The sequence below is a fragment of the Rhizocola hellebori genome, from assembly GCF_016862955.1.
Taxonomy (GTDB): Bacteria; Actinomycetota; Actinomycetes; order Mycobacteriales; family Micromonosporaceae; genus Rhizocola; species Rhizocola hellebori.
In genome coordinates, this window is record NZ_BONY01000099.1 from 12,054 (window position 1) to 31,737 (window position 19,684).

Annotated in this window: 17 protein-coding genes; 12 read left to right on the forward strand and 5 right to left on the reverse strand. The window is 66.4% G+C overall.

Features of this window, described 5'->3' with window-relative positions:
* Positions 1-63: 63 nt before the first annotated feature.
* The 3 genes from Rhe02_RS42965 (at position 64) to Rhe02_RS42975 (ending at position 3,343) form a co-directional block, all read left to right on the forward strand.
* The gene (locus Rhe02_RS42965) at positions 64-813 is read left to right on the forward strand and encodes an SDR family NAD(P)-dependent oxidoreductase (protein WP_203914292.1); all 750 of its coding nucleotides are present in this window, start codon (positions 64-66) and stop codon (positions 811-813) included.
* A 152-nt stretch (positions 814-965) separates the two neighbouring features.
* Positions 966-2,495 (forward strand): ankyrin repeat domain-containing protein, encoded by a 1,530-nt coding sequence (locus tag Rhe02_RS42970; RefSeq protein WP_203914293.1) that lies wholly within the window; start codon positions 966-968, stop codon positions 2,493-2,495.
* Positions 2,496-2,560: 65 nt separating this feature from the next.
* A complete protein-coding gene (locus tag Rhe02_RS42975) occupies positions 2,561-3,343 on the forward strand; it encodes an SDR family NAD(P)-dependent oxidoreductase (protein ID WP_203914294.1) in 783 nt (260 codons plus the stop codon).
* Between the two features lie 6 nt (positions 3,344-3,349).
* On the opposite strand, the gene Rhe02_RS42980 is transcribed toward Rhe02_RS42975, so the two are convergent.
* The gene (locus Rhe02_RS42980) at positions 3,350-3,934 is read right to left on the reverse strand and encodes a sigma-70 family RNA polymerase sigma factor (protein WP_203914295.1); all 585 of its coding nucleotides are present in this window, start codon (positions 3,932-3,934) and stop codon (positions 3,350-3,352) included.
* A gap of 118 nt (positions 3,935-4,052) precedes the next feature.
* Between Rhe02_RS42980 and Rhe02_RS42985 the strand changes: the two genes are divergently transcribed.
* Entirely contained in the window at positions 4,053-4,826 is a 774-nt protein-coding gene (locus Rhe02_RS42985; protein ID WP_203914296.1) for a zf-HC2 domain-containing protein, read from the forward strand.
* Between the two features lie 137 nt (positions 4,827-4,963).
* Positions 4,964-6,883, forward strand: coding sequence for an alpha/beta hydrolase family protein (locus Rhe02_RS42990; RefSeq protein ID WP_203914297.1), 1,920 nt, complete (start codon positions 4,964-4,966; stop codon positions 6,881-6,883).
* 2 nt (positions 6,884-6,885) lie between these two features.
* Here Rhe02_RS42990 and Rhe02_RS42995 read toward each other — a convergent pair whose 3' ends face one another.
* A complete protein-coding gene (locus tag Rhe02_RS42995) occupies positions 6,886-9,636 on the reverse strand; it encodes a COR domain-containing protein (RefSeq protein ID WP_203914298.1) in 2,751 nt (916 codons plus the stop codon).
* A gap of 115 nt (positions 9,637-9,751) precedes the next feature.
* Here Rhe02_RS42995 and Rhe02_RS43000 point away from each other — a divergent pair, with 115 nt between their 5' ends.
* Positions 9,752-10,333, forward strand: a complete 582-nt coding sequence (locus tag Rhe02_RS43000; protein ID WP_203914299.1) for a cadmium resistance transporter — start codon at positions 9,752-9,754, stop codon at positions 10,331-10,333.
* A gap of 29 nt (positions 10,334-10,362) precedes the next feature.
* Here Rhe02_RS43000 and Rhe02_RS43005 read toward each other — a convergent pair whose 3' ends face one another.
* Positions 10,363-12,261 (reverse strand): multicopper oxidase family protein, encoded by a 1,899-nt coding sequence (locus Rhe02_RS43005; RefSeq protein ID WP_203914300.1) that lies wholly within the window; start codon positions 12,259-12,261, stop codon positions 10,363-10,365.
* 157 nt (positions 12,262-12,418) lie between these two features.
* On the opposite strand from Rhe02_RS43005, the gene Rhe02_RS43010 reads away from it, so the two are divergent.
* Together Rhe02_RS43010 and Rhe02_RS43015 are read left to right on the forward strand one after the other, a co-directional pair.
* Positions 12,419-13,084: a response regulator transcription factor gene (locus Rhe02_RS43010; RefSeq protein ID WP_203914301.1), complete on the forward strand. Its 666-nt coding sequence runs from the start codon at positions 12,419-12,421 to the stop codon at positions 13,082-13,084.
* Positions 13,085-13,136: 52 nt separating this feature from the next.
* Positions 13,137-14,087, forward strand: a complete 951-nt coding sequence (locus tag Rhe02_RS43015) for a sensor histidine kinase (RefSeq protein ID WP_203914302.1) — start codon at positions 13,137-13,139, stop codon at positions 14,085-14,087.
* Between the two features lie 58 nt (positions 14,088-14,145).
* Here Rhe02_RS43015 and Rhe02_RS43020 read toward each other — a convergent pair whose 3' ends face one another.
* Together Rhe02_RS43020 and Rhe02_RS43025 are read right to left on the reverse strand one after the other, a co-directional pair.
* Entirely contained in the window at positions 14,146-14,802 is a 657-nt protein-coding gene (locus Rhe02_RS43020) for a lysophospholipid acyltransferase family protein (RefSeq protein ID WP_203914303.1), read from the reverse strand.
* Positions 14,803-14,828: 26 nt separating this feature from the next.
* A complete protein-coding gene (locus Rhe02_RS43025) occupies positions 14,829-15,389 on the reverse strand; it encodes a TetR/AcrR family transcriptional regulator (RefSeq protein ID WP_203914304.1) in 561 nt (186 codons plus the stop codon).
* A gap of 108 nt (positions 15,390-15,497) precedes the next feature.
* Here Rhe02_RS43025 and Rhe02_RS43030 point away from each other — a divergent pair, with 108 nt between their 5' ends.
* The 4 genes from Rhe02_RS43030 to Rhe02_RS43045 are packed head-to-tail and all read left to right on the forward strand — an operon-like array spanning position 15,498 to position 19,650.
* Positions 15,498-16,535: a ketoacyl-ACP synthase III family protein gene (locus tag Rhe02_RS43030; protein WP_203914305.1), complete on the forward strand. Its 1,038-nt coding sequence runs from the start codon at positions 15,498-15,500 to the stop codon at positions 16,533-16,535.
* 16 nt (positions 16,536-16,551) lie between these two features.
* Complete coding sequence (locus tag Rhe02_RS43035; RefSeq protein ID WP_203914306.1) at positions 16,552-16,779, forward strand: acyl carrier protein; 228 nt, start codon at positions 16,552-16,554, stop codon at positions 16,777-16,779.
* A gap of 6 nt (positions 16,780-16,785) precedes the next feature.
* Positions 16,786-18,264 carry an amino acid adenylation domain-containing protein gene (locus Rhe02_RS43040; protein ID WP_203914307.1) on the forward strand — a complete coding sequence of 493 codons (1,479 nt, stop codon included), beginning with the start codon at positions 16,786-16,788 and terminating at the stop codon, positions 18,262-18,264.
* A 24-nt stretch (positions 18,265-18,288) separates the two neighbouring features.
* On the forward strand, positions 18,289-19,650 hold the full coding sequence (locus tag Rhe02_RS43045) for a GMC family oxidoreductase (RefSeq protein ID WP_203914308.1): 1,362 nt from the start codon (positions 18,289-18,291) through the stop codon (positions 19,648-19,650).
* Positions 19,651-19,684 lie beyond the last annotated feature (34 nt).

Here is a 19,684-nt window from a genome sequence, read left to right on the forward strand (position 1 = left end):
GGCGCGGGGGAGCGCCACCACGCCGGCTCGTGGAGAGGGCAGGCGCTTGCCATGATGGTCGGCATGACTGGGCGCGCGGTGTTGGTGACGGGAGCTTCCCGGGGAATCGGACGGGCTGTGGCACAGGTCTTCGCCGCCGGCGGAGACCGGGTGGCGATCCACTATAGGGAATCGGGGGTCTTGGCCAACGAGCTGCGCGACGCGCTGCCTGGCCACGGCCATGTAGTGGTTCAAGGTGACCTGGCCGACCCGGAGGCGGTGCGGGCGGCTGTCGACGGAGCGGCTGCCGCGCTCGGCGGGCTCGATGTGCTGGTCAACAACGCTGGCGTCTTCACCCCACATCCGATTTTTGATACGTCGTACGAAGACTGGCAACGCGAATGGCGGCAAACCCTGGACATCAACCTTATGGGCGCGGCCAACGCGATCTGGTGCGCGGCAAGGCATATGCGACAGAGCGGGGGCCGCATCATCAATGTCTCCTCGCGCGGCGCGTTCCGTGGCGAACCGAAGCAGGCGGCCTACGGCGCGAGCAAGGCGGCGCTCAACTCGCTGACCCAGTCACTCGCGGTCGCGCTCGCGCCCTACGGCATCGCGGTCACCGCGGTGGCGCCCGGGTTCGTGGAGACCGACATGGCCAGCGAGCACCTCAATTCCGAGCGCGGCGACGAAATCCGGGCGCAGAGCCCGTTTCACCGGGTCGCCCGGCCCGAGGAGGTCGCCGCTGCGGTGCACTGGCTTGCCTCGGCCGAGGCGCAGTGGGCGGCGGGCGCCATCATCGACCTCAATGGAGCGTCGTACCTGCGGACGTGACGCGCACTTTGGGTTAGGATGGCGGCGGCTGCCAGGAAGCCTCCGGTCCGCGGGAATGGGCTCAGCCCACTTGGCTTTGTGAACCATGGCGTCACCATTGTTCTCCTTTCGGCCTGACCGTGCGGACATCAGGCAGACGAGAGGAGGCCATTGTGCCAACCCGGGGTATGCCCGACCGCCCCCACCTCGACAGCTTCCGCAGGCAGGCCCGTGCTCTGCAGCGGGCGGTGCGGGCAGGCGAACCCGACGCCATCGCGAGGCTGGCCCGCCACCATCCGGATGCCGCACTTGCCGAAGATGGCAGCGGCTTGCAGCTCAGCGCCGCTCAGCTGGTCGTCGCCCGCGAGTACGGTTTCGCCAGCTGGCCACGGCTCGCCCGGTACCTGCAAACAGTCGCCGAACACGGATGGGACACCGGGCTCGGCGGCAGGCCTATGGCCGACCCCGCCGAGGAGTTCTGCCGCCTGGCCTGCCTGACCTACAGCCGCGACGATGGGCCGGCACGCTGGGCACAGGCCCGCAAACTGCTTGCGGAGCATCGCGATCTGACCAAGGCGAACATCTGGGCCGCCGCCGCGGCCGCCCGCCCGGACGATGTCGGCCGGCTGCTCGCGCAGGAGCCGGGGCGCGCGGTGCAGGCGGGCGGCCCGTTGCGCTGGCGTCCGCTGTTCTACCTGGTCTACTCGCGATTCGACCCGGATGTTCCGGCCGAGAACGTGCTCACGGTTGCCCGGCAGCTGCTCGATGCCGGGGCCGACGCGAATGAGGGCTACCTCTTCGACGCCCAGCCGACGCCGTTCACCTTGCTGACCGGGGTGTTCGGCCACGGCGAGCTGGGCAAGCAGCGCCAGCCCTGCCATCGGGATTGGGCGGCGCTGGCCCGGCTGCTGCTGGAGGCGGGTGCTGATCCCAACGACTCGCAGACCTTGTACAACCGGATATTCGAGGCGGACAACTCGCATCTGGAGTTGCTGTTCGAGTACGGGCTGGGCACCGGTGACGGTGGCCCGTGGACGAGGCGGATCGAAAACCTGGATTCGCCCACGCGGATGCTGCGCATCCAGCTGCGCTGGGCCATCGAGCATCACCTGAGCGAGCGAGTACGTCTGCTGGTCGACAACGGTGTCGACTTCCGCTCGCCGTTCGAGGGGGACGGGCCGGCGTGGAGTCCCGGCGACGGCCGGACGCCGATCGAGCTCGCCCAGCTCAACGGCAACACCGAGATCGCCGATTGGCTTCTCGCGAAAGGCGCCGTGCTGGCCCCCGATCCGGTGCGCGACCTGATCGCCGCGGCGTTCCGCAACGATCGCTCCACATTGGACCAAATCCGCGCCGAGTATCCCGATGCCGTGGCACAGGCCCGCCAAGACCGGCCCGGGCTCATGGTGTGGGCGTCCTCCCAGGCGTCCATCGACACGGTCACTCTGCTAGCTGAGCTCGGCTTTGACGTCAACGCCTACGGGCGCGGCGATGCGCCGGTGGAACAGTCTTGGGAGACCGCGCTTCACCATGCCGCCGTCAAGGGGGACGTCGCGCTCACCCGGCGGCTGCTGGATCTGGGCGCCGACCCCAATCTGCGCGACATGCGTTTCGACGCCACCCCGCTGGGTTGGGCCCAGCACTTCCATCGGTTGTCGACCATCGAGGTACTGGAAGGCGTTACGGCGATCCCAGAGGCGTAGCCGCCCACTTTCCGCCCGCGTTGGTGTCTATAACTTCGACGACCCAATACGGAAGGAACACTCAGATGATTCTGAAAGACAAGGTCGCGGTGGTCTACGGGGGCTCGGGTTCGATCGGCGGCGCCGTCGCGGCAGCGTTCGCGAGCGAGGGCGCCAAGGTCTTTGTCACCGGCCGAAGCCTCGCCGCAGTCGAAGTGGTGGCCAAGGGGTGCAACGGGTCCGCTGAGGCGGCGGAGGTGGACGCGCTCGACGAGCGGGCTATCGAGGAACACCTGCAATCCGTGATCGATAAAGCTGGCCGCATCGACATCTCGTTCAACGCGGTCGGCATCTCGAACACGAAGATTGTGGGTGTTCCGCTGCTGGATCTGGACCTCGAGCATTTCACGCTGCCGCTGACGGCCTACACCAACTCGTATTTCCTGACCGCCCGCTTGGCGGCCCGGCACATGGTCACGAACAAATCGGGGGTGATCATGACGGTGACCGCATTGCATTCGCGCATCGGGATTCCGTTGGTGGGAGGCTACGGCCCGGCGCAGGCGGCCAAGGAGGCGCTCACCCGCGACCTCTCCGTCGAGCTGGCACCGCTGGGCATTCGTGTGGTCGGGCTGCGCCCACAGGCCATGCCGGAGTCATCGACCATCAAGAACGCCTACGAACCTCGCGCGAAGGCATCGGGACTGAGCTGGGAGCAGTGGCAGGAGATGCTCGCCAGCAAGACCCATGGGCGGCGGCTCATGACCCTCACGGAAATGGCGAACGTGGCGGCGTTCCTGGCTTCCGACAAGGCGAGCGGGATGACCGGGACCACCGTCAACCTGACCATGGGAAGCATGGACGACTAGCGGGACTCAGACAGCGCGAAGGTGCCGGCGCGCGCCGGTGCCTTCCGCGCTGAGCGCGGTGGCCAGGTCGTCGCGGGCTCTGGCCACCCGGGACCTGATGGTGCCCACCGGGCAGCCGATCACGTCGGCGGCCTCGGCGTAGGACAGGCCGAGGATCTGCGTGGTGACGAAGGCCTCGCGACGATCGGGGTCGAGCTGGGCGATCAGCTGCTCCAACAGCACCTGCTCGTCGAACCGGTGGCTCTGCGGCGACTGCGCGGCGTCGGCCACGGCGGCCCAGTCGGGCAGCGCGGCAAGCTGGGGACGGCGGCTCTGCGCGCGGAGATGGTCCAGCACGGTGTGGCGGGCGATCGACAACAGCCAGGTGCGCGCCGAGGATCGCCCCTCAAAGGCGGGCAGCGCCTTCATGGCCCGCATGAACGTGTCCTGCGCGATGTCGGCGGCGTCGCCCGGCCCGGCCAGGTGTGCCACGAAACGGATCACGTCGCGCTGGGTGGCGGTAAGAAATTCGGCAGTGGCAGCACGATCACCGTCTCGGGCAGCCAACGCGAGCCTCGTCAGATGCTCATCGTTGGTGCCATAACCGGACATGCCGGGAAGTTTATCGGCACCCTGGCCGTCCGGGCGATACCCGCCCGCCACGTGAGAGTGCCAGCTCACACCGATAGGCCGGGAACCAGCCAGGCAGGTGACGGCGACAATGTGTGTTATGGATGTGTCCATGGTCTGCGAAAATTTCCGCGATGAGCTTTCGGCGCGGCTGGACGGCGAGGACGATCCCGCCAACCGGCACCGCGCGGATAAGCATCTGGCCGGATGTGCCGCGTGCACTGCCTGGTGGCAGCGGGCCAACGAACTCGCGCGGCTGACCCGCGCGGCCGCATCCCAGCCCGTGCCCACCCTCAGCCCGCAAGCCATGGCCACGGTGCTTGCCGCCGCCCCGGTCCGGACCGGGGCCGCCAAGGTGTTGGTGGGGCTGCGTTTGGCGCTGCTGGCGGTGGGGCTTGGCCAGTTCCTGCTCGGTCTCGTCCAGATCTCCAGCTACGCCACCACACTTGCCGACAACACCCACGGCGGCACCGGATCGGTGTCCTCCGGCCACCTCTGGCACGAATCGGCCGCATGGAATGTCGCGATCGGCGCCGCCTTGGCCTGGCTGGCCTGGCGGCGTAACCGGCCCGCCGCGCTGATCCCGGTCATGACCGCGTTTGTCGCCGTCCTCGGGCTGCTCACCGCCAACGATGCGCTTGTCGGGCGGGTGGACGGCGGTCGCATCCTTTCGCACGGTCTCGTGCTGGCCGGTTACGCCCTGCTCCTGGTGATGAACCTGCCGCGCCTGCGCAGCCCCGGTCCGCCGGCCGACGCGCAAACACCGGGCAGCCATTGGACTTTGCGGCCCCACGATGACGGCAGCGGCCCATTGGCCCCGGTGCTGCCCTTCCCGGCCAACGCCGCCACCGCCCAGCGCAGGCGCGCCGCTTAGCGACCCCTGAATATCGAGACCTGTCCCATCGTGGACGGGTCTTGCCGCGTACCCACGACAAAGCTAAGGTCTGTCTAGTGGAACCAATGGTCCATCTGATGGACCTAGATCTTTTTCGTGGGTGAGGGGCCAGCATCATGACCACGTTCAATCGACGTCAGCTCCTTCGGGGGACCGCTGCGGCAGCGGCGACAGCTTTGGCCGGGCAGGCGCTCACCATGCCGGCCGCGCAAGCCGCGGAGGCGGAATCAGCAAAGTGGACACTCGGCGAGCCTGCGCCGCTTGACGGCCGGCCGTTCCCCGCCTACGACTACACGCGCGCCAACAAGCTGCCCGGGGAAATGTCCGGGTACTGGACGAAGTCGTTCGATATCGGCGGGGTGACCCGCACCGCGAAAATCTACATCTCCCCGGAGACGCCGATCCGGTCCTACTACACGGTGATCGCGGTTCCCGATGGGGCTCAGACAGCTGACTTCTTGACGAAGTCATCCTGGATCGACGTGGCGAGGCGGCGCGAGGAGGGCCTGTTCGTCCTCGAGCCCGGCGAAGGCGGCTGGGGTGACGCTGCCTCCGAATCTGCTTACGTCGAGGCGGCGATGGCGTTCTACCAAAGCAATCGTTACTTCTCGATCTTTGGTTTGCATTATTTTGTCGGGTACGGCGATGGCGCCCCCGCCCTGGAGGCCTGGGCGGTCGCGCATCCGCTGCGCGTCATCAGCCAGGCCTACGTCGACTCCCCGGGGCTGACCGCCGAATACCTGAACTCCTATGCGGCACGCGAGTTCGACGGCACGACCGACACCGGCTACACCACGGTCGTGTTCCCCGAGGGCTTCGACCTCATCCGGTACGACGAAACGGTGTTGCCGACCTGGTACATCCACCCCGACCAGCAGTCCATCGCAGCGAGCCTGTCGTATTGGAAGCGGGCCAACGACACCTCGGGCACCGGCGCCAGACACTCCACATTGGGCACAATCTTCAAGCAGCGGCGCGGGTCAGAAAGATGGATGACCTCATACGCCGGCCCGATCTCCCAGGTCGCTGTCCAAACGCGACCCACCGGGAGAGGCAACAGGCACGACACCAACGAAATCGTCGACTTCCTCACTTCCTACACGCGTTATGAGAACATCTTCGCCTATTCCAACCAGCTCTTCGAGCGGGCCGACTACGCCGAGCTGGGCGTTCAGGTGAGAACCATGATGGTCGAAGGCTTCCTCCGCGAATACCTGGTGTATGTTCCCCAATCCGCCCGCCGGTTGTGGCGTGACGGTGCGCCGGTGGTATTTGTGTGGCCCGGAAACAGCCAAACCGACAAGGTGTTTTTCGACGCGGCCCCGTGGTGGAAGGTGGCAGAGCGGGAGGGGTTCATTGTTGTCTCCATCTGCGAGCAGTACAGCAACACGTCGATTTCAGTGAGCCATCGCGACTCGATCGCCTTCTACCGCCAGCTGCGCGAGACGGTTCTTGCCGAGTACCGGGTGGACCCGACGAGGTTCTATTCCACCGGCCAATCCGCGGGCAGCCAGGTCACACAGAACCTTGCGATCATCTTTCCCGAATACTTCGCCGCGGTGGCCTCGACCTCCTTTACCGCCTCCCCGGACGCCGCGGGCGCGATCGGCATGGATGGCGTGCAGTATCCGGCCAGCAACAAGATGATTCCCAACTACCACATGTACGGCTACGGCGATCTCGCTTTCCTGGCCGGCGGGCTCTGGGACGACACGGAGAACCGGCTCGACAGCTGGGCGCAGTATCACCTTAAGGTCAACGGGCTGACGCTGTCCGATGTGGACACTCAGGGCGGTGTGTTCAGCGGCTGGCACGACCGCTTCCAGACCTGGACATGGCGCGATCCCGGCACCGCAGTCCCGGTGCTGAAACTCACGAAGAACATCTTCCGTTCGCACAACACCATGGCCGAGGAGTCGCCGCTGATGTGGGACTTCCTCAAGCACTACAGCCACGAGGTTGACGCCGGCGGAAACGTGACCCGCTATTACAGCCCATCAGGCTTCCGCCGTCGGAGTGACCGGATCCGGCTCTGACTCTACTTTGGTTCGCTAGAGGCCCTGTTGTCTACAGCGTGCTTCAGCGCGTCGACAAACCCGCTTTCGCTGATCCGGCCGGCCGATCGCAGCACGAATAGGCCAATGACTACGACCACAACGAGCGCCGTCCCCGCCAGCGCCAGGGCGACTCCGATCCCGAGCTTCGCGCTGGCGAACGCATATCCGCCAAAGACGATGAGGAGCGTGATCAGCAGGCAGGCGCCGAGCCAAAGCGACTGTTTGACCGACCATTGGCCCGGTGCCTCACTCGCCGGGCTCGGCACAGCCTCGGCGTTGGCGACCGGGTCGTCGCCGCGAACAATGACCCCGGCCCGGGCAGTGCGCTCCTCCACCCCCTGAAGCAGGTCATTGATGAAATATTCGGTGGTCAGGCCCTGCGGAATGACAGTGCGGTGACCTGCGGACTCCAAGCGGAGCAGATGGCTGTAGGGAACCGATTTGGCGTTGTTGCCCGGCACCGGGACCAGCTCCTCGCTCACGATTCCTGGGATCGTCAGCTCGATGGCCTTCAGCTGGGCCCGAATCGCGGTCAGCAGGCCGCGGCGGCCGTTGGGCGGCCCGGAAACCAGAATGGTGAGGCGGCCATCGCTGCTGTCGGCCTTGACCAAGGCTCGATTGTCGTCCATGGCCAACACCGCCCCGGTCCGCCACACAGTCCCGTGGCTGATGAACGTCTGCATGCGAACTATGAGCCGGCCAATGACACTGGTCGGCAGAACGTCATACTCCACCACGAACCGCAGAGCATCCGCCCAGTCGCCGGTGTCCGGCTCCTCCTTTGTCAGCAGATCGGGAATCAGGTAGGTCTGCTCGGACTCATAGCAAAGCTCAAACTTTCGCATCATGTCCAGGACGAAGGCGAGTTTGTCGGGCCGGTAGTCGTCGGATCGCAGGATCTCCTCGATGTCGGGCCAGCGCAACAGCCCTTTGAGCTGTGCTGCCGCGTGCGAGTTGAGGATCCTGTACACGCCTCCGGTCACCCATCTCGGATTCAGGATGTTGGTGTCACGCAGCCGTGGATCGTCGCGAAAACAGAGGACGGTCCCCAAGTCGTGCAGGAATCCGATCAGCAGCTCCTGCGCCGTTTCCGAGTCGACCCCGTGATCGATGCAGAGCCGTTGATAGCGCTCGAACGTCAAATAGTTGGCGTCCAAGCCCTCCAAATGCCGTTTGATTTCGAAGAACGAGGTCGGCAGGAGGTCGCGAACATGGCTCAGTTCATCAACCGTTTCGCTGATTGTCTGCTGCAGTGTTTCGATGCCAGAGTCGGTGGCGCACGACGTTTCGATGAAGGCGACGATGTTCGGATACTTCGCTCTCAAGCCGCGCTGGTCGACGTCGAGCGTGATGCGTTCGCATTTGTTGCCCACGACGATGACGGGCGAGCCACCGGAGAAGCTGTGGATCAGCTTTAGCCAGTAGTCGATCCGGTTCTGCTCCTCGCCCTGGCGGGCGTCGAGGACTAGCAGATAGACGCTGCGGCGGGTCAGGAAGAACTGATGGGTGGCGTGCATGATCTCCTGGCCGCCGAAGTCCCATATGTTTAGCCGGGTATCCTTTCCGCCCGGCGTAACCTGCCACTGAGTGACGTCGATACCTTCAGTCTTTCGTTCGTCCTCGTCGAAGCCGCTGCCCACCAGCCTGCGGATCAGAGACGTCTTGCCTACCGCACCTTCGCCCACCACCAGCAGCTTCGCCTCATCCAGCGCCCGCCTGCTCGCTCGGACCTGACGTAGATACTCGAAGACCATGGCCGGGTTCGTCGTCGCCGCCGCTACGACTTCCGGCGGCAGGTTCAGCGGATTTCCCTCCAGCCCAAGATATTTAAGTTGCCTCCGTGGCCTGATTTGGCTGTGTAAGAGGGTGAGGCGATTGTCGCTGAGCTCGAGTTCTCTTAGGTTTGGCAGGTCAAATAGTTCAACCGGAGCCTCGTTGATCGCATTGCCGCCCAAAAGCAGGACGCGTAGGGAGCGCAATTCGCTTATCTCGCGAGGTATGCGGTGCAGGGCGTTGCCGCTGAGATCCAGCCAATCTAGCCGCCGGCAACTGTGAAACAGCCATTCGGGTAGCGACTCAATGGCCTGCCTCGCACCTGACCTGGCCATGATGAAATTCATGGAGTCTGGGCCAGACGGCATCGGCCGCTGAGTTGCTGCGGATCGACCCTCGGGCGTCGAGCCACGTGAGCTGAGGAATAACGAACGCAGATCACGCATCGACGCAATGGATTCGGGCATTTGCGTGAAGTTGTTGCCCCAGAGCGACAGGTAGATCAGGTTGAAAGGCAGTTCCAGGTGGGGGCCCAACGCTAACTGATTTCCGCCCAGATCCAGCTCCAGCAGATTCTCCATGTCGGCAATGGACATCGGTATTTCCGACAATCCGCAGTCGCTCAGTGTCAGCTGTCGGAGATCCCTGAGCTTGCTGATTGTCGACGGAATCGACTTCACGTTGCAGCCGGAAATGCTGAGATGCTTGAGCGCCGTGAGCTCACAGACGATGTCTGGAAAACGGGTGAATTCGCCATGGAGGACGCTAAGCGCCACCACATCTTTTTCCGCTAGCCAGTCGGGCAACTGCCGTATTCGGCAATCTGCCAGATGGATCTCGGTCAGGTGGGGTAACCGGCGCAGAGCGGATGGCAACTCTCTGAGATCGCGGTCTTGGCATTTAAATACGCCCGTTTGACGCGCTATGTCGAGGGCGGTCTCCACCTCGGCGTTGGCCATCGCATCCTCCAGGGCATCCTTTGACGGCATTCGACCTGATCGATTATGGAAGATATGAACATATCTTCCGGCGCCATCGGAAGGACCGGAGCGTTCGGACTAACACGGAAGGGGGATGGCATTGGGCGCGGTGGCTGCGGCGATCGGGGTGTTCGCGGGAACGAACGTTGACGACATCATTGTGTTGGCGGTGCTGTTCACCTCGGCGCGGGCCATGGGTGTGCCCAAGGCGTGGCAGATTTGGGCCGGGCAATATACCGGCATCGCTGTGCTGGTGGCCGTGTCGGTGGCGGTCGCGGCGGGGCTGGCGGTGGTGCCGGACCGGTGGGTGGGCTTGCTCGGCTTGATTCCGCTCGGGCTGGGCGTGCGCGGGCTGATCCGGGCGATCCGGGCACGTGGCGAGCAGGAGCCCGAGCCGGTGAAGGTGGCGACCGGCGTGGTGTCTGTGGCGGCGGTGACCATCGCCAACGGCGCCGACAATATCTCTGTCTACACGCCTCTGTTCCGCACGATAGGCGTAGCCGACACCGTGATAACCATCGGTGTCTTCGCTGTGCTGGTGGCGGTGTGGTGCGTGGCCGGGTCGTGGCTGGGCTCGCATCGCCGGGTGGTGGCGGTCATCGAGCGGTTCGGGCACTGGATCGTGCCGATCGTGTTCATACTTCTGGGCGGCACCATTTTGCTCCGAGCCGCATAGGCGGCAGGGCCTATGCGGCTCGGAATCGCTCAGCTCACCGTGTAAGGGCGCATCATCTCGTTGTCTTCGTGATCGATGATGTGGCAGTGCCAGACGTAGCGGCCGGCGATGTCGAACCTGGCCTTCACCCGCGTGATCTCGTCGGGTAGCGCGATCACGGTGTCCTTGGTGCCGCGTTCCCAAGGCGCCGGCGGCCGGGCGGCGCCGTCGAAGGGCTGGCGGCTGAGCACCTCGAACTGGACCAGGTGCAGGTGGATCGGGTGCGCATCCTCGGTGAAGTTGTGCAGTTCCCAGATTTCGGTCGCGCCCCGGGCCGGGTTTTCGGTGACCGGGTCAGACCAGTGCAGCTCGTGCGGAATCCCGTCAGCGCCCACGGTTCCGAGCATCGCCATGGCCGGCGCGTCGAAGAAGCCGGACATCATCTCATTGAGAGACAGCCGCCGGGTACGCGACGCGGAACCCAGGCGCCCAAAGCCGGGCAGGCTGAGCTGGCTCGGCGCGACCGAGGTGTCGGGGCCGCTGAGCGAACCGACGGTGAAACGCATGACCTGGCCGGTGGTCTGCGGATCTGCGGGCTCGAAGTCGGTACCAGGCTGACCGCCCCCGAACGGCTCATCAGGACCCTCATTGATCAGATAGAGCTGGGTGCCGGCTGGTATGCCGGTGAAGTCCACGATGACGTCGTAGCGTTCGGCGAGGGCCACGGTCAGCGAATCCACTCGGGTCGGGGCCGGCAGGAAACCACCGTCCGCGCCGATGACCCACAGCGGCAGGGCAGCCGACGCGGGCCGGCTGGCCAGCGGGTTGGTGACAACCTTGAGCATCAGGAACCGTGAGTTGGAAGCGTTGAGCACGCGGAACCGGTATCGGCGCGGCTCGACCCGCAGCGAAGGCCAGGTCCGTCCATTGACGACGATGGTGTTGCCGAAGAACTCCGGGTTCCAGATCGGCGACACGTCGGTCTCCGGAATGAAAGGCCCGCCCGGCGGGACGTCGCCGAAGAAGTCGCGGCCGCTGGGGAAGAACAGCGAGCCGTCCGCGTTGAAGGAACGGTCCTGGATCACCAGCGGGATCTCGAATCCGTCGCGAGGCAGCACGCCGGCCGGAAGATCGGTAGCGCCGCCCCGCAACAGGTAGAAGCCGGACAGCCCGGCATAGACGTTCACGCGGGTGAGGCCCAGCTCGTGGCTGTGGTACCAGAGCGTGGTGGCCCGCTGATCGTTTCGGTATTGGAACACGGCGGTACCGGGGTCCCAGCTGACCCCGAAACGGCTGCGCGCCTCGTCGCGGAAGTGGTCGTAGAACGAGCCGACGCGCGCGAAGCCGGACGGGATGTTGCGGGCCGCGGGCAGGTACCAAGCCTCCGGATATCCGTCGCTTTCCTCGGTGACATGCGCGCCGTGCAGGTGGGTGACGATGGGGACAGGTCCCCGATAGGGGCCGGGGGTGCTGGTGAACTCGGGACGGGTGTCGCGCCCGGAGGTGCCGCCCGGCGGGTTGGCCCAGTGCAGGGTGGGGTCGATGCTGAGCAGGTGCGATCGGTACGAGCCCGACGAGGTGGTCAGCTGGTTGAGCCACTTGACCCGGACCGGGCGGTCGACGCGGGCTTCGATGGTGGCCGATGGATAGTGGAACGAGGCGGCGTCGGCTACCGCTCCGTAGCCGAAGACCTGGGTGGGCGGGCGGTCGGGCGGCAGGATCTGCTGGGTGAACTGCCTGACGGCGATCTCGTAGTAGTCCACCCCGGATGGGCCGCCGCCTGCTCTGGGCATCGTGCGCAGGACGAACAGCGGGGTCACGTACTTGGGCAGGGTGGTCGGGTCGAGCGTGCCGCCGGGCACCGGCACCGCGCGCACCATTCCCGGGATCAGGAGCGAGGCAGCGCCGGCGACCGTTCCGGACTTGAGCAACTGGCGTCTGGTGAGCATGGGCAACACGATGCGCGCTGGCCGGTACAACCGGCTCATAGATGACAATCGTTTCATCTGTCTGTCAGCCGACCGTCATGTCGGTTGTCAGAAAGCCGTCTGAGGGACAGCATGAGGGGCGATCCCCACCGGAGCATGCTCCCCGGAGGACAGCCGAATGGTCCGCATCCTCGTGGTAGACGATGAACCTCGAATCTGCCGGTTCGTCTCGCGCGCGTTAGAGCGAGACGGCCATGCGGTGACCGTTGCGGGCACCGGCGCGGAGGCGATCCGGCTCGCGGCCGAGGAGGATTACGCCCTGGTGGTGCTCGATCTGATCCTGCCTGGGCTCAGCGGCCTCGACGTGCTCAAGGCGATCCTCGCCGAGCAGCCCGGCCAGCGCGTCCTCATGCTCTCCGCGATCGGCGACGTGGCGACCAAGGTCGAGTGTTTCCGGCACGGCGCCGTCGACTACCTGGCCAAGCCGTTTGCGGTGGCCGAGCTGGTGGCCCGGGTAAGGATCCGGGCGGCCGAGCCGCCTGCGGTCAGCTTCCGGCGCTGGCTCAACGCCGGCCCGGTCTCCCTTGATCTGCAACGGCGCACGGCCACCGTGGACGGACGCCACATCGAGCTCTCCCAGCGCGAGTTCGTGCTGCTTCACCATCTGATGCAGCGCGCCGACCGGGTCTGCCGCCGGGAGGACCTGCTGGCCGAGGTGTGGGGCTACACCTTCGACACGTCGAGCAACGTCCTGGATGTCTACATTAGACGATTGCGGGCCAAGCTCGACCCGAACTGTATCGAGACGGTGCGCAATGCCGGCTACTGCTTCACCTCGAACTAGACGCCTGATCTTCCTCGCCTGGTGCGCGTGGTCGTTTCTCAACGTCGTGCTGATGTGGCTCGGTCCGGGGCTGGAAACGGTGCCGTTCCACCTGATCTGGGTCTCCCTGGCGATCGTGTACGGCCTGCAGGCGTGGCCGCTGCGCTGGGCCGTGACCGCGTGTGTCGTGGTGGCGGTGGTGACCGGGATCCCGCTGACCAGCCACGCCCAGGACGGCGTGATCGCCTACGAGGAGGTCACCGAGATCCCGCTCATGTCCGTGCTGTTCCTGGTGATGGTGTGGCATGTCAGGCGGCGGATAGCGGCCGTCGAGCGGGCGGCCCGCTCGGCCGAGCGGGAGCACGTCGCGAAACGGATGCAGCAGCGGTTCGTCCGGCTCGCCTCACACGAGCTGCGGACGCCCATCACGGTCGCCCGCGGCTACGCCGAGATGCTGCGCGAGGACAGCACGGACGCTCGCATTGTCGAAGACGCCACGGTCGTGCTCGACGAGCTGAGCAAGCTGGAAAGGATATCCGGCCGGCTGCTGGCGCTGGCGGCCGCGCACGACGCGCAAGGCACCGAAACCGTTGACGTCGCCGCGCTCACCCATCGGGTGGCGAAGAGATGGGCTCCGGTCGCCGGCCGTCCGGTGCACGCCGAGGTGGCCCCGGCCATGGTGGTCGGCGATGAGGAGCGGCTGGAGACCGCGCTTGACTGCCTCATCGAGAACGCCATCACCCACACCGACAGCCCTTCGATCGTGCTGCGCGCCTACCGTCACGGGGCATGGGCCGTGCTCGAGGTCGAGGACCGCGGTCCCGGCATGCAGAGCTGGCCGGCTTCGCCGCTGGACGACCGGTCCGATGCCGCCGGGGCCCAGCACGGCCTCGGCCTGACCATCGTGCGCGGCGTGGTCGACGCCCACGGCGGCGAGCTTCGGTTCGGCGGCGCGCGCTCGGGCGGTCTGCGGGTCACCATCCGCCTTCCGTTGGCGGCACGGGCTCTGAGTTTGCCGGTGTGACCTGGACGCCGGCGGAGAGTCCGTTGGCGGCGTGGGTTTTTGAGCCTTCCGGTGTGACCTAGACGCCGGCTGAGAGCCCGTTGTAGGAGTGGGCCGGTTCTTGCCCAGACAGATCCTGGATCGCCGACATGATCTCGTCGGTGACCACGCGGCGGGCTTGGGCGGCGTTGACCGGCGGGTCGGGGAAGTGCAGGGGCTGGCCGAAGCGCACGGTGATGCGGCCCAGCCGGGGCAGCCGGGCGCCGACGGGCTGGACGCGGTCGGTGCCCAGGACGGCGACCGGGATGACGGGCGCGTGTGAGGCCAGTGCGAGCCAGGCGACGCCGGTGCGGCCGCGGTAGAGGCGGCCGTCGCGGGAGCGGCTGCCCTCGGGATGGATGCCGAAAGCCTTGCCATCATTGAGGACTTCGAGGGCCAGCTCCAGCGAGGCCTGGGCGGCGCGATGGGCGCCGCGGGGCACCGCGATGGCGTCGACCAGACAGGCCCGGATGAGCCAGCCCTTGATGCCGGTGTGCTGGAAGTATTCGGCCTTGGCCAGGAAGGCGACCGGCCGCGGAGCCACCAGCGGGATGACGAAGCTGTCGATGAACGACAGGTGATTGGCCGCGATGATCACAGGGCCTGTCTGTGGTACATGATGACGCCCCTCGATGGTCATCCGGAACACGATGCGGGCCAACGGGACGAGGACCAGGCGCAGGATGCGCTGAAGCATTTCAGGGAGTCCTTCGGTGAGCGGGGTCAGCCAAGGTAGGCGTCGATGGACGCGTGCAGCAGGGGGTCTATCTCGGTGGTCTGCATGGCGATTTCGAGGCTGCCCCATTGCCGCAGCAGCGCGACGCCGTGCAGGTTGGCCCAGATGGCGCCCGCGACCACGGTGGCGGACACGCCGGGGCGAGCCTTGCCGACCAGATCGACCAGCACCGCGAACAGCTGCCGGCTGACCTCGCGCAGGCCGATCTGGTTGCCCTGCAACAGGTCGTGCCGGAACATGAGCTCGAACATGCCGCGATTGCCCCGCGCGAAGTCGAGGTAGACGCGGCCGAGCTGAAGCACCCGCGACCGCGCGGGCTCGCTCTCGTCGCGGACCGCGTCGGTGATCTGCTGCCCGAGCTGGTGGTAGCCCTCCCGGGCGATCGCGGCCAGCAAGGCCTGATGGGTCGGGAAGTAGCGGCGCGGAGCGCCATGCGAAACGCCGGCGCTGCGCGCGATCTCCCGCAGCGAGAGGGCTTGCGGGCCATCCCGGGTCAGCAGGTCGACGCCCACCTTGACCAGGCGGGCGCGGAGATCGGCTTCCGGCATAGACAGTGTCTACCACACGCGAGTAGACACTGTCTACGCAGGAAGCGGCCGGGCCGGGGTTGAGCGCCGGTTGAGGTGCCCTCGAGCGACGCCGATCAGGCTGCGCGCGTGCGATGGGACAACCTATATGTCGCCGGCCTCGGGAAATACCTTCCGCAGCGGGTGATGACCACTGAACAGGCCGTGGAGCAGGGCCTGTACGACGCCAAGGTGTGCGCCGCCAACGGCTACAAGTCGGTCAGGGTGGCGGGCGATCAGGAGACGGGGCCGGTGATGGCGGGGGCAGCCGGGCGGATCGCGGTGGAGCGGTCCGGGTTGGCCAACGATGACTTCGGGTTGGTGCTGCACGCCTACGCCAGTCATCAGGGACGTGACCTGTGGTCACCGGCCAGCTTCGTGCAGAACGAGACTGTCGGCATTGGAGGGCCGGCCTTCGACGTACGCGGTGGGTGCAACGGCGGGCTGTCGGCGCTGGAGCTGGCGGCCTCCTATGTAGCGGCGCGGCCCAGCGCCAAGGCGGCGTTAATCACGGCGGGCGACGCCTTCCAGCTGCCCTATGTCGACCGATGGACCGCCGATGAACGGTCCATCTGTGGCGATGGGGGTGCCGCGATGGTGCTGTCGAAACAGGGCGGCTTCGCCCGGCTGCTGTCCAGCGTGTCGGCGGGGGATCCGACCCTGGAGATCGTCGACCGGGGGAGCGGGCCGTGGACGGCGGCACCGTTCGAGGAGGGTAAACCTATCAATCTCAGCGAGCGCCGGCGCGATTACCTGCTGCGCGACGAGTTCGCGCTGCGAAGCGTTCTGGAGCGGATGGCCAAGACTGGCGACTGGGTCATGCAGACCGCCCTTCAGGAGGCCGGCACGGATCTGAAGAGCGTGCAATTCCTGGTGCACACCACCTACTCCGAACCCGTTGCGCAGCTTGGCATCTACGGCCGGATGGGCTTCGACCGCACGAAGACCAGCTTCGACTGGGCGCTGTCGGTCGGGCAGGTGGGCGCGGCCGACGAGCTGCTGGGAATGACCTATCTGGCCGAGTCGGGGCGGCCCAAGCCGGGCGATCTGCTCGTGGCGGCCGGTAGCGGGGCGGGTTACGTCTGGACGGTAGCGGTGTTCGAGTTCCTCGAAACGCCGCGCTGGTAGGAAGGATCTTTCCGCGATGGATTCTCAGGATGCGGTGACCACTGTGTTCCGCGAGGTGCTCAATCTTTCCACCGTCGACCCCGAGGTCGGCTTCCTCGACCTGGGTGGGCACTCGTTGCTTGCGGTGCAAGTCATCGCGCTGCTGCGGGAGCGGTACAAGTTGCGCGTGCCCACCCTGCAGTTCCTGGAGAACGCGAGCGCATCGGCGGTAGCCGCGTCCAGCCAACCCTTGGAAGGAAACTGATCGGCCATGCCAGACCTATTCACCCTCCCCGGGCCCGCTCTGGTTTCCGTGCCGCAGCTGGTGGAGATCCAGGCTCAGCGGCAGCCGATGGCGCTGGCGGCGGCAGGTGAGGACGTTCAGCTCACCTATGGCGCGCTCTACGAGATGGCCCGGCAGATCGCGTCGGAGCTGGCCCGCCGCGGCGTGCCCACCGGAAGTGTGGTGGCGGCCTATCTGAGCCGGGGGCCGCATGTGCTCGCCGCGCAGCTGGGCATCTGGCTGAACAACTGTGTGGCGTTGGTAGTCGACCCGAGCCTGCCGCGCAACAGGGTGACCGCGCTCTTCGACGATGCGGAGCCCAAGGCCGTCATCGTCGGCGACGGCGGGGGCGACCCGCCCGCCGGCCCGCAGATCCTTGCGCTGAGCGAGCTGAAGGACGATGGCTGGTTCCCGGCCAACACCCCCGAGGCGGATCAGACGCCGGCGTACCTGATCTACACCTCCGGTTCGACGGGAACCCCGAAGGGGGTTTTGGTGGGGCATCGCTCGCTGGCGCATCTGGCCCGCTGGCACAACGTCGAGTACGCGGTGGGCAGCCATGACCGCGCGTCGAGCCTGGCCGCGACCGCCTTCGACGCGTTCATCTGGGAAACCTGGCCCTATCTGTGTTCGGGCGCCTCGATCTGGTTCGGCCCGGAGGAGGTGCGCACCTCGCCGTGGGACCTCAGCGACTGGCTGGTGGACAAGGACATCTCGATCGCTTTCGCCCCAACGCCTCTGGCCGAGGCGTACATCAGGCACGGCTCGAAATTCGAGCAGCTGCGCACCCTGCTCACCGGCGGCGACCAGTTGCGGCTGACCGGCGGGCATCCCTTCAACGAGCTGGTAAACCATTACGGCCCAACCGAAGCGACCGTCGTGGCCACCCGGATGCCGGTGGATCCGGCCGCGTCCGGGCCGATCGGCATCGGCTGGCCGCTGCCATCGGTGCACACCCTGATCCTCGACGACGAGTTCGCCCACGTGCCGGTGGGCCAGACGGGCCAGCTCTACCTGGGTGGCGAGTGCCTGGCGCTGCGCTACCTCGGCGACCCACAGCGCACCCAGACCTCGTTCCATCACCTGGAGGGCCACCCCGGGAGGTGGTACGCCACAGGGGATCTGGTGGCTATCGAGAACGCGGGCCTGTCCTTCAAGGGCCGCGCCGACCGGCAGGTGAAGGTGCGCGGGGTGAGGGTTGAGCCGGCCGAGGTCGAGGTGGTGCTCGCCGGGCATCCGTCGGTCGACGATGTCGTGGTGGAGCTCGATTCCGGCAGCGGCGATCTGATCGCCTTCGTGGTGCCGCCGCCCGGGATCACCCCGGCCGATGGCGTGCTGCGCGAGCACGCGGCCAGGGCGCTGCCCGCGGCCATGGTGCCCAGGCTCTACCGTTTCCTGGACAAGCTTCCGCTCACCGCGACCGGCAAGGTTGACCGAGCTGCCCTAAGCAACTTCGACCAGCACTGAAGCACCTCACTGTCCAATAAGGACGTGAAGTTTGACGTGGTGGTCATTGGAAGCGGCTCCGCGGGCGGCGTGCTCGCGGCGCGCCTCAGCGAAGACTCACGCCGACGGGTATTGCTGTTGGAGGCCGGACCGGACAGCCTTACATTCACGGGGCTCAGCATGCTCTGGAAGTTCACCTCGACCAGCGGTGGATTTCTGCCGAGAGGAAAAATACTTGGTGGCTGCTCGGCCACCAATGCCGCGATCGCCCTGCGGGGAGCGGCCAGCGACTACGACTCGTGGGGCGAGGGCTGGACCTTCCCAGAGGTGATGCCCTCTTTCTTAAAGATCGAAAACGACCTGGACTTCGGGCATGAGCCGTGGCACTCCAACGCCGGCCCGGTGGCGATCCGGCGCAAGCCCATCGCGGAGCTGACCGAGCTGTCTTCCGCTTTCGTCAAAGCCGCGATGTCCGTTGGGCATCCGGAGGCCGGCGACCACAACCGGCCCGGCGCGTCGGGTGTGGGCCCCGCGCCCATGAACGACCTTCTCGGCGTGCACCAGAGCACCGCGGTGACCTACCTTGCGGCCGCTCGCCAGCGCCCGAACTTAACCATCCGCCCGGACACGTTAGTGGAACGGCTCATCATCGCCCGCGGCCAGGTCGCGGGCGTCGTTGTTTCCGACGGGCTGATCGAGGCCGATGCGGTGGTGCTCAGCGCGGGCGCCTACGGTAGCCCGGCGATCCTGCTGCGGTCGGGGATAGGCCCTGCCGAAGACCTTACCGCCCTTGGCATTTCCACCATCGCCGATCTCCCGGTGGGGCGCGGACTGCAGGATCACGCGCTCGTCTCGGTCACCCTCTCTGTCCTGAACACCATGCTGGAGGCCCGTTTCGAGACCATCGCCACCTTCGCCAGCTCCGGCTCGCCGATACCGGATCTGCAGCTGTTCGTGGGCGGGCCGCCCTCGGGACCGCTGCCGTTCATCGCCGGGGCCGCGCTGATGAAGCCGCGTTCGCGGGGCCGGCTCTGGCTTCGGTCGGCGGACCCCCAGGAGAGCCCCAACATCGATTTGGGTCTGCTGTCGGATCCCGAGGATCGCGTCAAACTGGGCGAGGCCATGACAGAGCTGCAGCGGGTCGTGACCGCGCCGCCATTGCGCGCCCTGATCGCCGAGCCAGACGTGTTCCAGCAACCCCTGGAAGACCTCGTCTCCACCTACCACCACCCGACCGGCACCTGCGCGATGGGCGCGGTGGTCGACTCCCACTGTGCCGTGCTGGGAATCCAGGGCCTCTGGGTGGCAGACGCCTCGGTGATGCCCCAAATCCCCGCCGCCAACACCAATTTTCCAACCATGATGATCGCAGAGCGGGTGGCACCATGGCTTGCCAAAGTGCTCTGACCGCCAGAATGAATTGCAGCGCCGCGCCGGTGTC

What these genes read in the sequence shown, in the direction of transcription:
- Rhe02_RS43000 (WP_203914299.1), top strand. Translation starts at nt 9,752, where the DNA reads ATGGCATTGGGCGCGGTGGCTGCGGCGATCGGGGTGTTCGCGGGAACG.
- Rhe02_RS43010 (WP_203914301.1), top strand. Translation starts at nt 12,419, where the DNA reads ATGGTCCGCATCCTCGTGGTAGACGATGAACCTCGAATCTGCCGGTTC.
- Rhe02_RS43020 (WP_203914303.1), bottom strand. Translation starts at nt 14,802, where the DNA reads ATGCTTCAGCGCATCCTGCGCCTGGTCCTCGTCCCGTTGGCCCGCATC.
- Rhe02_RS42975 (WP_203914294.1), top strand. Translation starts at nt 2,561, where the DNA reads ATGATTCTGAAAGACAAGGTCGCGGTGGTCTACGGGGGCTCGGGTTCG.
- Rhe02_RS42995 (WP_203914298.1), bottom strand. Translation starts at nt 9,636, where the DNA reads ATGGCCAACGCCGAGGTGGAGACCGCCCTCGACATAGCGCGTCAAACG.
- Rhe02_RS42985 (WP_203914296.1), top strand. Translation starts at nt 4,053, where the DNA reads ATGGATGTGTCCATGGTCTGCGAAAATTTCCGCGATGAGCTTTCGGCG.
- Rhe02_RS42965 (WP_203914292.1), top strand. Translation starts at nt 64, where the DNA reads ATGACTGGGCGCGCGGTGTTGGTGACGGGAGCTTCCCGGGGAATCGGA.
- Rhe02_RS43005 (WP_203914300.1), bottom strand. Translation starts at nt 12,261, where the DNA reads ATGCTCACCAGACGCCAGTTGCTCAAGTCCGGAACGGTCGCCGGCGCT.
- Rhe02_RS42980 (WP_203914295.1), bottom strand. Translation starts at nt 3,934, where the DNA reads ATGTCCGGTTATGGCACCAACGATGAGCATCTGACGAGGCTCGCGTTG.
- Rhe02_RS43015 (WP_203914302.1), top strand. Translation starts at nt 13,137, where the DNA reads ATGTGGCTCGGTCCGGGGCTGGAAACGGTGCCGTTCCACCTGATCTGG.
- Rhe02_RS42990 (WP_203914297.1), top strand. Translation starts at nt 4,964, where the DNA reads ATGACCACGTTCAATCGACGTCAGCTCCTTCGGGGGACCGCTGCGGCA.
- Rhe02_RS43025 (WP_203914304.1), bottom strand. Translation starts at nt 15,389, where the DNA reads ATGCCGGAAGCCGATCTCCGCGCCCGCCTGGTCAAGGTGGGCGTCGAC.
- Rhe02_RS43040 (WP_203914307.1), top strand. Translation starts at nt 16,786, where the DNA reads ATGCCAGACCTATTCACCCTCCCCGGGCCCGCTCTGGTTTCCGTGCCG.
- Rhe02_RS43035 (WP_203914306.1), top strand. Translation starts at nt 16,552, where the DNA reads ATGGATTCTCAGGATGCGGTGACCACTGTGTTCCGCGAGGTGCTCAAT.